Origin of the sequence: Oceaniovalibus guishaninsula JLT2003, assembly GCF_000299575.1 — a bacterium.
Lineage (GTDB): Bacteria > Pseudomonadota > Alphaproteobacteria > Rhodobacterales > Rhodobacteraceae > Palleronia > Palleronia guishaninsula.
The window spans coordinates 1-13,351 of sequence record NZ_AMGO01000064.1; the positions used below are offsets into that span (position 1 = coordinate 1).

Sequence of the window (13,351 nt, forward strand, 5' to 3'; positions counted from 1 at the left end):
GCGGACTCGAGCGCCCTGTTCGCCGCCTCGGTCAGACCGAGATCGGGCGCGGTGAGCGGGTTGTCCTCGAAGGCCCGGTCGAACGCCGCCTGTGCCGCTGTGATGGCAGCACTGGCCGCGCCCTCGAAGCGGTTCTCGATCTCGCCGAGGTCGAGGTCCGGCACCAGCGAGATGCGGCGCTCCGACCCGAGGGCTTCGAGCCCCTGGTTGATGCCGCCGATGAAGCCGTTGATGCGCGACACCACCCCGTTCAGCATCGCCTCTACGCCATCGACCAGGCTGTCCGCGGCCTGAAACGCGAGGCCACCAATGGCAGCCGGCAGCAGTCCCCAGATCGCCTTAATCGCCTCGTAGGTGCCTTCGAAGGTGTTCGCGGCCGTGTTGCCGAACCCGACGACACTCTCGATGGCGCTCTGCATGCCCGACGCGGCGTCGGCCTTCAGGTCGAAGAACATCGCCGTGGCGGCCGCGCCCGCCGCAGCGGCGCCCATCCGGATCCGCTCCCAGACCTCGACGGCGACGTCCTTCAGGAGCGACATCGCCTCGCCGAAGCCGCCCGCGCCGGAGACGAGGCGGGTGAACTGGTAGACGAGCTCGCCCGCGCCGACGATCAGAGCCCCGATGCCGGTCCGGATCAGCGCCCCGCGCAGGACGACGAGCGCCGTGGCGAGACCACGAATCGAGAGCGCCGCGGCGGCCATCCCGGCGACCCAGCGACCGGCGAGAAAGGCCGCGAAGGTGGCGGCGTAGGTGGTCAGGCGGCCGATGTTGTCGAAAAGCCCACGGATCGCGATGCCCAGCGGCCCGGTGCGGCTCGCGACCGCCGCCATGGCGTTGGCCACCGCTTCCAGCGCGGGTGCGGCGGCGACCGCAAGCTGGTTCGACAGCTCGCGCCAGATCAACCCCAGCCGGGAGATCGCATCGTTCGTGCGCTCGATCTGGTCGGCATCCTGCTCGGAGACGACGACCCCGAAGGCGAGGACATCCTCCGTTGCCTGGCGCAGCGTCGCGGTGTCGATCCGCGACATGGCGATGGAGCCTTCCTCGCCGAAGAGCTGCCCCGCTACGGCCGCGCGCTCGGCGGCAGGCACGAAGCTCTCGATGGCCGCGTTGATCGCGCCGACCCGCTGATCCAGTGGCAGCGCGATCAGGTCGTTGGCCGAAAGCCCCAGCCGGTCGAGCGCGTCGGCGGCGGGGCCGGTGCCGGCGGCCGCCTGGCTCAGACGGCGCGTCAGATCCTTCGTCGCCTGTTCGATCCCGGACATCGACACGCCCGCCAGTTCGCCCGCGCGCTCCAGCGTCTGGATCGAGGCGACCGTGGTGCCGAGCGACTGCGCCAGCTTGGCCTGCGCATCGACCGTCTGCAGGCCGGAGCGGATCATAGCCACGCCCGCGGCGGCAGCGGCGGCCACGGCGGCGGCAGCCGCGACCCGGACCCGGCGTGAGAAAGCCGCCAGCCGGGCGTTCGCCGCGTCCATCTCCCGGCTCAGCCGTCCGAAGCCACGCGACCCGGCTTCGCCCACGCCCTCCAACTCGGCGCGCACTTGCCGTCCGCCCACGGCCGCGAGGCGGACGGACACTCGCTTTTCAGCCATTGGTCAGAGTCCTTGCTTTCGCCGCATCGGCGTCTTACGTTTCCGCCATCGATCAAGTGAAGGTATGACCATGGCCGAGACCGCGACCCTGTCCTCGAAGTTCCAGATCTCGATCCCCAAGGCGATCCGGGCCGCCCAGCACTGGGAGGCCGGGCTGACCTTTGCTTTCATCCCGAAAGGCACGGGCGTCCTGCTTGTGCCGGTGCCCAAGCGGGAGGCGCTGAAGGGGCTCGCGCGTGGCGCGTCCGCCACCGATTATCGCGACCGGACGGATCGGTTCTGATGATCCTCGTCGACACGTCGGCGTGGATCGAGTGGCTCATCGGCTCGCCGACCGGCGAGAAGCTGTCCGAACATCTGCCCGAACAGGGCGAATGGCTGGTCCCGACCATGGTCCAGCTCGAGCTGGTTAAATGGCTGACGCGCGAGGTCGGCGAGGACAAAGCCGATCAGGTCATCGCCTTCACGCAGGTCTGCCACGTCGTCCCGCTCGACACCGAGATCGCGCTGGCGGCCGCGGAAGCCTGTCGCGAGCACAAGCTCGCCACGGCCGACGCGATCATCTCCGCAACCGCCCGCGCACAGGGCGCGACGCTCCTGACCTGCGACGCGCATTTCGAGGGGCTGCCCGGCGTCTCGCTGATCGAGAAGATCAAGACCTGACACCGGAGCCACCATTCGCGGCTAGTTCCTCGTTCAGCTTCCGCACCATCACCGCTTCGATGACGGGCAGCAGTTCGGCCATGGCGAGCGGCGGCACGCCGAGTGCGTCACCGAGCGCCAGCGCCGCCGACATGTCCCAGCCGATCACGGCGCCGGGCAGGACGCGCAGCTGGCCGCCGGGGCGGCCGACGAGGTCCCAGACCTGCCAACCTTCCGGCGTTTCCGGAAGGTTCAACCGCGTCGGGCAGTCCGGGCAGGCTTGCGAGCAGGCTTGGCAGTATCGCTCGCCCCCGCCGAAGGACCATTCAGCGAGGGCGCAGAGGCGTTTTTTTCCTGTTCCAGCAGCAGGCCCTTCGAGACGTAGGTCAGCTGGAAGGCCTCGAAGATCGGCCAGACATCGAGCAGCGCGTCGATGGCCTCGGGGCTCGGATCGATGGGCTTGCCGTCGGCATCGCCGATGCCCTCCCAGGCGAGCACCGCGCGGCGGGCCAGCGCCTTGGCGAAGGCGACCGCGCGCTCCTCGTCGGAGGCATCGTCGGGCACGCCTTCCACAGCCGGATCGCTGCGCGTGGCAACCATCAGCGCCGTTGTCAGCGGACGCAGCTGCACCCGCACGCCGGGCGCGAGTTCATGCCAGCGTGGCGCGTTCGTCAGGTCGAGTGTCAGCATCAATAGGTCTCCACGTCGTTCACGAGGGTGGCGGTGCACATCCGGCCGACGACGCTGTCGCGCGCGGCCTGCCAGTCGAAGGTCGCCTGCACGCCCTGCGGCCCGGAAATCTCGATCCGCGGGCGCGGCAGGTACACGGCGTGCACGGTGAAGGTGAAGCTCTCGCCGGACGGCAGGACGTAGGCGAACTCCATCTCGCAGGCCTCGCCGTTGATCGCTTGCGTCACCAGCGTCTGGTCGGCGAAGCGCACCTCGATCCGGCCGGTGAGCGCCGCGATGGACGGGTCCGCGCCGTCGATGCGCCCGTCCGAGCGGATGGTTTCGATCCGGTCGAGGTTGTTGGCATAGGTGATCTCTGCCGAAACCACGTTGCCGAGCGCGGTGCCGTTGCGGCTGATCGATCCGTTGAAATGCCCGAAGCGCTTTAGCTCCAGCGCGGCGGGTGTCCCTGCGCTGGTCGTCGTCCCGACCGTCTCGCCCTGCGCCACCAACCGGGCGGTCGCGGTCAGCAGACCCGAGCGCTGCATCTGCCAGGTGATCTGGTCCAGCACGCAGCCCGAGTACATGGCAAAGCGCGGCACCTCGGGCATGCCGGTCTCGATAGAGAGGCTCGGCAGCGTCCAGGACCCCGACTGGAACTCGTGGCTGTACGGGGCTTCCGCGCCCGTGGTCGTGGGCGCGCCGAACGCCGCCTTCAGCCAGAACCCCAAGGCCTCGGCATCCAGCGGCACGACGACGTCGCCATCGGCCGTCACCGCATCCTTGATCGGCGCCAGCGGATCGCGGCCGTAGCCGAGAAGCTCCGAGTTCAGTAGTGGCTGCTCCGCGCCGAGCGAGGTGCTGGCGAAGGGCATGCGGGTGAAGCCGCTGGCGGGCGGTGTTCCATAGGTCGTCTCGAACGCAAGCGCCATCAGCGCCCGCGCCCCCTGGGCTCGTGCCATGGTGTTCTCCTCGGGTTGTCGGGATCAGCCGAGCGGATCGGCAGTGGAATAGTGCAGCACGACCGGGATCACGGCGGCCTTCAGGCTGGCCGCGCCCTCGACCGGCAGATCGACCGGGCGCGGGGCTTCGGCCTCGACCCAGTCGCAGAGCCCGCCAAGCGTCCGGTCGGCGGCGAGTGCAGCGCCTATACTGGCGGTCAGCGCGTCGAATGCGGCGTCACGATCGGCGCCCTGAACCACCGCCTCAATCTCGGCGCGGTGCTGGTAGTGATAGCGCAGGGGCGACAGCGTGACCTCAGGCTCTCCCGGCTCGCCGTCGCGCAGGATCAGCAGGCCCTCGGCTGGCACGCGCTCGGGCAGCACCTCGCCACGCAGGGCGGTGGCGGGCAACGCCGAAAGCCGCGCGTGCAGCGCGGCGAGGATGGTTTCGCGTGGGATGGGCATATCCGCGCTTTCGTCTAAGGTGTCGAAAAGCAAACCAAATCGACGAGATTACGATGCAACTGATGATGGGCGGCATAAACGGGAACTATCTCACCAACATCACGCTGAACGCGGCTGCTGAGACGCAGGAGGTTCTGGCAGCGGTCGCGTACGCGACCGAAATGGATCTTCTATTCGACTGGTGTTGGAACAACGGCATTCCGCTCAAGTACTACGGTCGCCTCGACGAAGGCGTCGCGGTCAAACCTTCCATCTTGTCCTCGTTCCTCGCCCGCAAGTCGGCCCGTTTCCAATGCCGCCTCGTTCAGCATCACCATGCGAAGGTAATCTGGTGGCGCGAGTACGGCCTCTACATCGGCTCCGCGAACCTCTCTGCGAGTGCCTGGTACAAGAACGTCGAGGCCGGCTGCTTCTTTCCCGAGGCCGAGATCACAGATGAAATGGCAGAAGATATCCTTGAACTCTTCGCTGTGCTTGATCGGAACTCGACACCGCTGACAGACGAGTTACTCGCTGTCATGCTGAAGCGCGCAAAGCAGATAGCCAGCTCGGAGCCGCCTTCCGACGAGTTCTGGAAAAGCCCGAGTTTCAACAAGTGGTCCGGGCTCGTGCAGACCGGGAAGAAGAAGGCCAATGACCGCCGCCGCGAGGCATTCCTCGAGGAATGGCACTCTACTCTTCAGCAGCTTCGCGATATCGGGAACTTGGTGAGCAAGCCCGAGAACAGACCCTCCTGGATCGACGCCAATGCGCCTGCAGGCGCTCAGGGCGATCAGTTCCTCCATGCACACTACTACCAGCGCACCTTCGATGGGCGCAGAGCCCTCTACGCCGACCATTTCGAACAGAACAAGCGGAACCCTGATGCTGCGCTCGCAGACGCCATCAATTGGTGGCGCAATCTGCCCAAGGCCCCGTCCGAAGAGGACGTCATGTTGAATTCTACTGCACCCATGCTGCGGGAGGCGCTCACTGCCGAGGCCATCGACGATATGGACTATGAGGCCTTCCGCGAGATCTGCATGGGCATACATTCCATCAAGGACTATGCGCGACGCGTCGCCAACAAGGCTGTAGGTCTTCGTGAGGACGGAACGACGTACACGATACCGGAAAAGGTCGACGCGCTCTCGATGCGGATTTGGGGCGACAAGTCCGCAGGCGGCAACGACGTGAAGCAACTCTTGAAGTTCATCCTCTATGGTGGTCCGGAGGCACAGTTGCCCGAGCGCCTCTGGACCGCATTTCATGACCCGAAATGGAAAATCGAAGGTCTCGGGGTCAGTGCACTGGGCGAACTCGTGGGGTGGGCGCTACCGGATCGCTTCCCACCTCGGAACGGGCGAACGTCGAAATCTCTCAAGTCTCTGGGCTATGACGTTACGGTCCACGTCGGTTAGCTATCCGAATTTGCCGTCCACCCAGTTCGCCACGATCAGCCCCGGCACGCTATCCAGCGCCCTGTCTGCATCTCGCGCCAGGTCCAACCGCTTCGGGAGCTTCACCTGCGGCACCAGAAGGAAGATCGGCGCGGTGACCTTGCCGCGGCCGGTCTTCGAGCGCGACACGACCGCCTGGCCCTTCGTGTTCAGCCGTCCCTCCGCCACAAGCAGGCTCGGGCCGCTACGGCGATAGACGAAGCGGAGGCGCAGCCCGCGTCGCCGTTCCCATTCGCCGGGCGTGATCCTGCCGCCGCGCAGGGATTTGCCCGCCGCGGGCAACGGGATCGCCAGCCAGAACCCGTTCTTCGAGCGGATCAGCGGCCCGGTGTCATGCGCGCCGACGATGACCGGAGCCTTGGACCAGACCAGAGCCGCGGCATCGAGGCTCTCGCCTGATCTCGGGAAGTTCTGGCTCCGGATCGAGTTGGCCAGCCGGGACCCAAGCCCCGCGCCGGTGATCTGCAAGCGCCAGGCCGACTTCAGCCCGGTCCCGGCCTCGCGCATGGCGGCCGTCACCGCGCGTTCGCCCGCCGCGACCTCGGCCTGCATCATCGCGACGATGTCGGGATCGATGTCGAGCTTCAGTTTCACGCGGGCCTCAGATCGACGGTCCAGACGAGCCGCTCGCGGTCACGGACGGGCTCGCCCTGAATGAGGAAGGCGTCGCCGTCGATCTCGATCCGGTCGCCGGGGCGCGGGTTCACCACTTCGGCGACGCGAAGGTCGATCCGGGTGGTCTCGGACCAGAGCCGCGCATCGCCGAAGTCGGTGATCGCATCGGCACGCCGAGCGACGACGCGCACCAGGACAGGCGCGCCGCCGTCGGCGATGTAGACCGCGTCCCGGCCGATGTTCGGGTCGGCGAAGAGCGCGCTAACGGCGGCGGCGGCGAAGGCGCTCATCAGAACGTCGCGTTCAGGCGTACCCGGCCGATGGTGTCGTCCGCGCCGCTCGCCACCGCCTCGACCGCCACGCCGATCAGGATGTTGTCGGTGGCGACCGTGGTGCAGCGCTTGTTGGTGTCGTCCCAATAGACCATGGCGCCCACGGTCCAGGCCTGCGAGCCGACCTTGGTGATGTCGAAGACGCCGACGAGCGCGGTCTCGACGCTCTCGCCGAGGGCGGCCGTACCTGCCGCCACGCCGAAGATGGAGCCGACGAGCAGGCCATCGCCGGAGGCGACGGCATAGGGCGCGGTCAGGGTGATGGTGTTGCCGGGCTGGACGTAGTTTTTCATGATGGGGATCCTCGTGGAAAGACGAAGGGCGGCCCGGCAGGACCGCCCGCATGTCAGGTTTCGGCATGGCTGGGTACGGATTACGCGCCCGGGTTCTTGTAGAGTCCGCGCCAGTCGATGGCCTTTGCGCCGAAGTCGAGGCGGCACTTGATCTCGACGCCGTCGACGTCGAAGCCGTTGCGGGTCTCGATATAGGCACCCTGCTGACCCTCGAGATAAGCGTACTCGATGGTGTCTATCTGGTTCGGACTGGCCGCCAGATACCAAGCGGTCTCGCTGGCAGCATTGAGCCGGGGCTCGCTGATCGGCGCGAGCGTGCGGATCGATTGAGGCACGACGTTGGAGGTTGCGGCGGGTACGAGGTTCTGCGCGACCAGCTGCTCGGCCTTCAGTTCCAGCGAGGCAGGCACGATCAGGAAGGCCGGGCGGACGTTCAGCACCGTCTTCTTGTCGAGACCGGTCTGCTTGGCCATCGCGGCGCGCGCCGCACCGACGCTGCTCACGTCGAGCGCCGCGCCGGTGCCCGCGAGGTTCTTGTGCGTGGTGTGGAACAGGGCGTTGCCGTCCGCCATCGCCGGGTTGGCGGTGATGATCCCCCAGACCACGTCCGATTCCAGTTGCGCGATGGAGTTGCCGTACATCGCCGGGATCCGGGTGAAGGCGTCGAGATCGTCGTTGATCAGCGTCTGGCGGGTGATCGCGACCACCCGGCCATAGGTCTTGACCTTGTAGCTCTCCTTCGACTCGCCGAGCGTGCCGCGCTTGAACTCGCCGCTTTCGCCGACCTCGAGCAGCTGCGGGGCCTCGCCAAGCTGGACCCGGTGCATCGCCTTGAAGTCGGTGGCCAGAACCTGGCGGCAGAACAGCATGAAGGTGCGGGGATAGGCCTCGTAGGCCTGCCGCAGCGTCTTGTTGGTGACCGCCGACAGGATCTCGGGGAAGTCCGAGGTCGAGTGCAGGGCCCGGGTCGCCACCTCGTCGCGCGACAGGCCGCGCGTGTTGACCCCGGCATTGCCGAGGCTTTCGCGGGCCAGTTCCAGCAGCGTCATGCCGCGATACTGTCGGGCGGCGTCCTCCAGCTGGAACAGCGTGGGGCTGTAGCGGTGCAGCAGCGCGTTCGCCACGGCGTCGCGGCGGGTGATGCGCTCGTCCCTGCCGCCGAGCGGGACGGAGACGTGCGGGAAAGTCCGGGTCTCGTCCGACTTCGCCGCGACCTGGTCGAGGATCAGGCGGCGGGACTCGTCGACGCTGACGCCGCGCTTCACCAGGTCCTCGGCGAAGCCGCGTTCCAGGTTCAGGCGGCCCGCCAGATCGTAGATGGTGGAGACGCGATCGCGCTCGGCTTCGCGGGCGCGGGTGGCGACGGCTTCGGTGTCGGGCGCGGGAGTTGCCTGCGGCTTCGGCTGGCTGCGCGTCTCGCTTGCGGCGACGTTCGGGTCGGGCGCAGCCGGTTTCGGCTCGGTCATGGGGGTGTCCTCGGTATCATTCGGCTCGGTCGGCTGGGTGGTGGCGGGGGTCGCGGCGTCGAGCGCCGGGGTCTCGGTCTTGTCCGTCATCGGGATCGGTCCTTTCGTGGTGGAAGGGGCGTCCCGGCGGTGGAGGACGCAGTCGTGAAGGGGATGCTGGGCGCGGAAGCCCGCTGCCGGGTCCGCGCCGACCGCGACGGCGGAGACCTCGAAGGGCGTCCAGTCCACCGCGCGCCACAGTTCGCGGGCGGCCTCGGGCTTCGAGACCTCGAAGCGGTGGACCTGGTAGCCGATGGAGACCGCGCGGATGTGCCCGGCCTGGATATCGCGCCAGATCGGCTCGACATCGGCACGCTCGGAGATGCGCACCAAGGCGATGCCCCGGCCGTTCTCGATCCGGGCAGAGCCCGGCACGACCGAGCCGATCACCGCGTCGAGCATGTCGAGCTCGTGCACCTTCAGGAAGGGCGCGCCCGCGTTCAGCCGGTCGAGCCGGACATGGGCGGGATCGAGGCTCAGCTCCTCGTCGTAGGGCTCCCCGAAGAATGTCGCGCGCCGGACGCGTGCCCCCGCCGACCAGACCACCTCGACGGTGCGGCTGTCGGCATCGGCCGTGTTCGGCGCAAGCTCCGCCGACCGGCGCATGGCCGGCAGTTCGATCATCGTGTCCATGAAGGTCAGTCCTGTTGGTCGGCCTGCGCCGGGTCATTGTCCGCGTCGGCGGTCGGGTCGTTCGCCGGGTCGCTGGTCTGCGCGCTACCGGTCTTGGTGACGCGGCGCGGATCGCTGTCGAGCACCAGCCCCAGCGTGTCGAGCTTGGCGTTGGTTGCGGCGATCTCGGCCAGCACCGCATCCGGGTTGCGGCCCTGCTTCGCGATCACCTCGGCCAACGTCATGGTGCCGGAGCGGATCGACAGCAGGTTGGCCATCGCGTCCTTCTGCGGATCGACCGCCTCGAACTTCGGTGGCGACCATTCGACCGGCACGGTCGGCGACGGGATCTGACCCGCCACCCACGCGGTCTCCGTGAACCATCGCCAGACCGGCGCGCAGAACATCGGGATGAACAGCTGCCACTGCACGGCGTCGATCTGGCGGCGGAACTCCACGAGCCCCGCCCGGATCGAGGAATAGTTCACCTGGGAGAGGTCTCCGGTCAGCAGCTCGTAGGGCACCCGGAACCCGGCCGAGATGGTGTGCAGGCTCGCCCGCTTGTATTCGCCGTAGCCACCGGTGGCGGAAGGCTGGTTGAACCGATGTCCTTGCCGCCCCGCGCATAGGCGATCAGCCCCGGCTCGAACTGCTCGACCCGGTTGCCGTCTGCATCGACCACGGAGGGCGCGATGCCCTGTTGCGCCTCGTCGTCGCCGAACACGATGGCGGTGACGCAGGCTTCGGTCTTCTTGCGGACCAGTTCGGCGACCTCGTAATCGTCGAGGTCACGCAGAGACCGGATAACCGGCGCGCCCCAGGGGACGCCGCGCGCCTGCGTGCGCTGCTTTTCGTAGACATGTGCAATCTCGGTCGCCGGGACCGGGCGGCTCTGCAACCCGTTCTGCAGGGCCCCATAGGCGTCGCCGGGGTGTTCGGCATGGAGCCAGTAGGCCCGGCGCTTGCCGACCGGGTCGAACTCGATCCCCTGCACCAGCCGCCCCGCGCCGATGGCGCCGGATTTCGTGGCGTCGAGGAAGTCGGCCTCCAGCACCTGCAATTGCAGCGGGACCGTCAGGCCATCGCTCGCGCGCCGCAGACGGCGACGCACCAGGACTTCGCCCGCCTCGACCATCTCGCGGCAGATGAGCGTCTGCAGGCCGTAGAAGTCGAGCTGGCCGTCGGCGTCGCACTCCGCCGTCCAGCGCTCGAAGAGCGCGTCGACCTTGCGATCCAGCGTTTCGTCGCCGCTGGCGGCGCGCGGCATGATGCCCGCGCCGATGATGTTGTTGACCAGCACCGCGACGGCCTTCGCCGCATGCGGGTTGTTGCGCACCAGATCGCGCATCCGGTCACGCAAGAGCGCCCCGGCGACGCCGATCTCGGTGTCGGCCGAGGATCCCGGCGCGCGCCAGCCCTCGGTCCGCCGCCCGCGCGCCGCGCCGTCATAGCCCCGCGTCAGGGTCTCGAAGGCCTGCCGCGCCATCACGCGGCGGGCCGCCATGCGCGGCGCCACCGATGCGATGGCGTGATCGAACCAGGTCGCCGACATCACCGGTCCCCGCGCGAGAAGCCCGCGAGCCCGGCGATCGGCAACGGCCGCGTGGTGCCCGCGATGGCGCGCTCGATGGTCCGGATCCGGGCAAGCAGATCCTCGGCCGAGCCATAGTCCACCGACTTGCCGTCATAGCTGACCCGGGTCGTGCCGCTGGCATAGGCCCGGCGCAGCGCCGAGATCTCGGTTTCCGTCCAGTCCATGCCCTTCGCTCCCGCTCAGTGCGTTCGTTCCCTCGCGACGCTCCACTGGAGCCTCGCGTCCGCTGCGCGGACCGGTCCTCACCATGTCAGAACCATCCTCCGCGCCGCCCGAGCCAGTCGGAGCGGCGCTTGCCCTGCGGGGCCTGTCCCGGCCGGTTGATCTGCCCGGCGGGATCGGTGTCGGTGGGGGCGGCCCCGAGCTGATCCTCGAGGTCGCGCCATTTCGCCTCAGACCAGCGGTCCGCGCCCGAGATCCAGGCGGCGGCGCGGGCATAGACCCGGCAGTCCAGCGCCTCGTTGCGCTCGCGCAGCTTCTGCCATTCCAGCCGGGCGAAGCCGCGCTTGGTGCGCATCGTCACCAGCTGTTCGGCCACGAACTGCTTCAGCCATTCGTTCTCGACCCAATGCGGCAGGTGCACCGAGCCGGGCGGGAACGCCGCCCCGTCGGCCATGTCCTCATCGGTCGGCCGCGCCAGCCGCAGGAAGCGGTAGGTCTCGGCCTTGAAGGTCGAGACCGCCACGGTCCAGAGCCGCGCCCCGCGCCGCAGGCGTTTGCCGCCCTCGGTCGCGTCGACGAAGGTCGGGCCCGAGACCGGGCTCGAGCGGTTGAACCCCTCGACACCCTTGACCGGCGACACCTGCGCAAAGCCCTGCGCCCGCGACCAGGAATAGACCGCCGGGGCCTCGTAGCCCGTGTCGATGGCGAGCCGCGCGATCCTGAGATGCGCGCCGCGCTCATGCGGCCAGGACCGGTCCAGCAATGCCGTCAGCTCAGACCAGGCGTCATGCCGATCCGGCCCGCCCTCGATGACGACGTGGTCGACGAGCCAGCTTTCCAGCCCGCGCCCCCAAGCCCAGACGTCGACCTCGATCCGGTCCTTCTGCACATCCGCCCCGGCCGTCAGGAACAGCCCGCCCGCAGGCACCGTGCCGGATGTCCAGCGCTCGCGCCGGTCGTAGAGCCGCTGCCAGTCTGGCGCCTCCCCGGTCTCGACCCATGTCTCGCCGAGAATGGTGTTGCGGAACGCCTTGATCGCTTCGTCCGACCCCTGTGCGGCATCCCATGCCCGCACGATCCGCTCCCAGCTCAGCCAGCCGATCGGCGAATAGAGCGCCGAGAGGTGATACCCGACGGTGGTCGGGTCGGCGGCAACGGCGGTCGCCCGCCATTCGCCGCCCTCCAGCATCGCCGTCTTGTGGTGCTCCGCGATTGCCGCGTCGCAGCCCTCGCAGTGATATTCCGCCGTCTCCGGGCGGCCTTTCTGCCAGCGCAGCCGGTCGAACTTCAGCCACTGCATCGCTCCGCAATGCGGGCACGGCACGAAGAACCGGCGCTGGTCACTCGCCTCGAATTCGCGCTCGATGCGCGACAGCCCTCGGATCGTCGGGGTCGAGACCAGGAACACCTTGCGCCGATGAGCGAAGGTCAGCGACCGGGTCTCTGCCAGCGTGACCGGATCGCCTTCCTCGTCTGCGGACGCCGGATAGGCGTCGACCTCGTCGAGGAAGATGTACCGCGCCGGAGTGGACCGAAGCCCGACCGCCGAGTTGGCGCCCGTCATGATCAGGATGCCGCCCGCGAATTCCTTGGACAGCATCGTGTTGCCCGCGTCGCGGGACCGAGCCGGTTTGACCCGCTCCCGCAGCTCGGGGCTCTCGTCGATCAGCGGGTCGATCCGCTGGCGCGAGTTGCGCTTGGCCAGCTCGACCGTGGGCTGGACCGCAAGCATCGGGCCCGGCGCCTGGTGGATCGCGAACCCGATCCAGTTGTTGCCAGCCTCGGTCGCGCCGACCTGCGCGGCTTTCATGAACACGATCCGCTGGGTGGGATCGCCCGGCGACAGCCGGTCCATGATCTCGCGCATGTAGGGCGTGCGCACCGTCCGGTACCGCCCGGGCTCGGCCGAGGCACGCCCCGACAGCATCCGGTGCCGGTCCGCCCATTCCGAGACGGTCAGGTCCGGGTCAGGCCGCAGCCCGTTGCCCCAGGCGCGCAGGATCTCTCCCGCGCCATCGAAGTCCGTCAGGCCATCATCGTCACCGGAAGTCGGGCCGGACCTCGGCGGCCTCAATGAGGTGGGCGCGTACATGTTTCTCCAGGACCTTCTGCATCGCGGCTGGCTCCACTGTGATCTGTTGGCCCGTCGCGCCGCGGCACGAGGCCGAAAGCTCGGCCGCCATCAGCGCCGCGGCGCGTGCAGGCCAGTTCACCCATGCGTCCCGTTCCTCCCGTGCCAGCCGGAACACCAGCGCCAGCGCGCGGGCCCGCTCGATCAACTCCCCCTTCAGCTTCTGGAGCCGGATGCGCCGCTCCTGCGCCTTCAGCACCTCGTTCGCGGTCTTCGCCTGCAGGAAGGTCGTGCCGCCGCCGACGGCAGGAACCGCCAGACCCCTGTTCGCGCAGCGTGTCGCCGACGGCGGCCACGGCAGCCTCGGGGACGGGTTTCAGCTTCGGCGCGGGCGGCTTGCGGGTCTTCGACGGGTC

General features: G+C 68.4%; 14 protein-coding genes and 2 pseudogenes. 3 read left to right on the forward strand and 13 right to left on the reverse strand.

Features of this window, described 5'->3' with window-relative positions; genetic code table 11:
• Positions 1-1,595: pseudogene (locus OCGS_RS13070) on the reverse strand (phage tail tape measure protein); the annotation flags it as partial.
• Between the two features lie 70 nt (positions 1,596-1,665).
• Here OCGS_RS13070 and OCGS_RS13075 point away from each other — a divergent pair.
• The gene (locus OCGS_RS13075; protein ID WP_036179405.1) at positions 1,666-1,878 is read left to right on the forward strand and encodes an AbrB/MazE/SpoVT family DNA-binding domain-containing protein; all 213 of its coding nucleotides are present in this window, start codon (positions 1,666-1,668) and stop codon (positions 1,876-1,878) included.
• Positions 1,878-2,258 (forward strand): type II toxin-antitoxin system VapC family toxin, encoded by a 381-nt coding sequence (locus OCGS_RS13080; protein WP_007427723.1) that lies wholly within the window; start codon positions 1,878-1,880, stop codon positions 2,256-2,258. The genes OCGS_RS13075 and OCGS_RS13080 overlap by 1 nt, the downstream gene beginning before the upstream one ends.
• On the opposite strand, the gene OCGS_RS13085 is transcribed toward OCGS_RS13080, so the two are convergent.
• From OCGS_RS13085 to OCGS_RS13100, 4 genes are read right to left on the reverse strand one after another with little or no spacing between them, the layout of a single operon-like run.
• Positions 2,248-2,493, reverse strand: coding sequence for a DUF7697 family protein (locus OCGS_RS13085; RefSeq protein ID WP_007427724.1), 246 nt, complete (start codon positions 2,491-2,493; stop codon positions 2,248-2,250). The two genes, OCGS_RS13080 and OCGS_RS13085, sit on opposite strands and share 11 nt — an antisense overlap.
• Complete coding sequence (locus tag OCGS_RS13090; RefSeq protein WP_007427725.1) at positions 2,490-2,927, reverse strand: hypothetical protein; 438 nt, start codon at positions 2,925-2,927, stop codon at positions 2,490-2,492. Before OCGS_RS13090 ends, OCGS_RS13085 begins: the two co-directional genes overlap by 4 nt.
• On the reverse strand, positions 2,927-3,868 hold the full coding sequence (locus OCGS_RS13095; RefSeq protein ID WP_007427726.1) for a phage tail tube protein: 942 nt from the start codon (positions 3,866-3,868) through the stop codon (positions 2,927-2,929). The genes OCGS_RS13090 and OCGS_RS13095 overlap by 1 nt, the downstream gene beginning before the upstream one ends.
• 24 nt (positions 3,869-3,892) lie before the next feature.
• Positions 3,893-4,312, reverse strand: a complete 420-nt coding sequence (locus OCGS_RS13100; RefSeq protein WP_007427727.1) for a hypothetical protein — start codon at positions 4,310-4,312, stop codon at positions 3,893-3,895.
• Positions 4,313-4,365: 53 nt separating this feature from the next.
• Here OCGS_RS13100 and OCGS_RS13105 point away from each other — a divergent pair, with 53 nt between their 5' ends.
• A complete protein-coding gene (locus OCGS_RS13105; protein WP_040611053.1) occupies positions 4,366-5,712 on the forward strand; it encodes a phospholipase D family protein in 1,347 nt (448 codons plus the stop codon).
• Here OCGS_RS13105 and OCGS_RS13110 read toward each other — a convergent pair whose 3' ends face one another.
• The 8 genes and pseudogenes from OCGS_RS13110 to OCGS_RS15370 form a co-directional block, all read right to left on the reverse strand.
• Entirely contained in the window at positions 5,713-6,345 is a 633-nt protein-coding gene (locus tag OCGS_RS13110) for a DUF6441 family protein (RefSeq protein WP_007427729.1), read from the reverse strand.
• A complete protein-coding gene (locus OCGS_RS13115) occupies positions 6,342-6,656 on the reverse strand; it encodes a head-tail joining protein (protein WP_007427730.1) in 315 nt (104 codons plus the stop codon). The genes OCGS_RS13110 and OCGS_RS13115 overlap by 4 nt, the downstream gene beginning before the upstream one ends.
• On the reverse strand, positions 6,656-6,991 hold the full coding sequence (locus OCGS_RS13120) for a DUF2190 family protein (RefSeq protein ID WP_007427731.1): 336 nt from the start codon (positions 6,989-6,991) through the stop codon (positions 6,656-6,658). Before OCGS_RS13120 ends, OCGS_RS13115 begins: the two co-directional genes overlap by 1 nt.
• A gap of 80 nt (positions 6,992-7,071) precedes the next feature.
• Positions 7,072-9,129 (reverse strand): prohead protease/major capsid protein fusion protein, encoded by a 2,058-nt coding sequence (locus OCGS_RS13125; protein ID WP_007427732.1) that lies wholly within the window; start codon positions 9,127-9,129, stop codon positions 7,072-7,074.
• A gap of 5 nt (positions 9,130-9,134) precedes the next feature.
• Positions 9,135-10,660: pseudogene (locus OCGS_RS15580) on the reverse strand (phage portal protein).
• Complete coding sequence (locus OCGS_RS13135) at positions 10,660-10,866, reverse strand: phage head-tail joining protein (protein WP_007427735.1); 207 nt, start codon at positions 10,864-10,866, stop codon at positions 10,660-10,662. The pseudogene OCGS_RS15580 and the gene OCGS_RS13135 overlap by 1 nt, the downstream one beginning before the upstream one ends.
• 86 nt (positions 10,867-10,952) lie before the next feature.
• The gene (locus OCGS_RS13140) at positions 10,953-12,956 is read right to left on the reverse strand and encodes a phage terminase large subunit family protein (protein WP_052026193.1); all 2,004 of its coding nucleotides are present in this window, start codon (positions 12,954-12,956) and stop codon (positions 10,953-10,955) included.
• The gene (locus tag OCGS_RS15370; RefSeq protein WP_007427738.1) at positions 12,904-13,194 is read right to left on the reverse strand and encodes a hypothetical protein; all 291 of its coding nucleotides are present in this window, start codon (positions 13,192-13,194) and stop codon (positions 12,904-12,906) included. Before OCGS_RS15370 ends, OCGS_RS13140 begins: the two co-directional genes overlap by 53 nt.
• Positions 13,195-13,351: the final 157 nt, after the last annotated feature.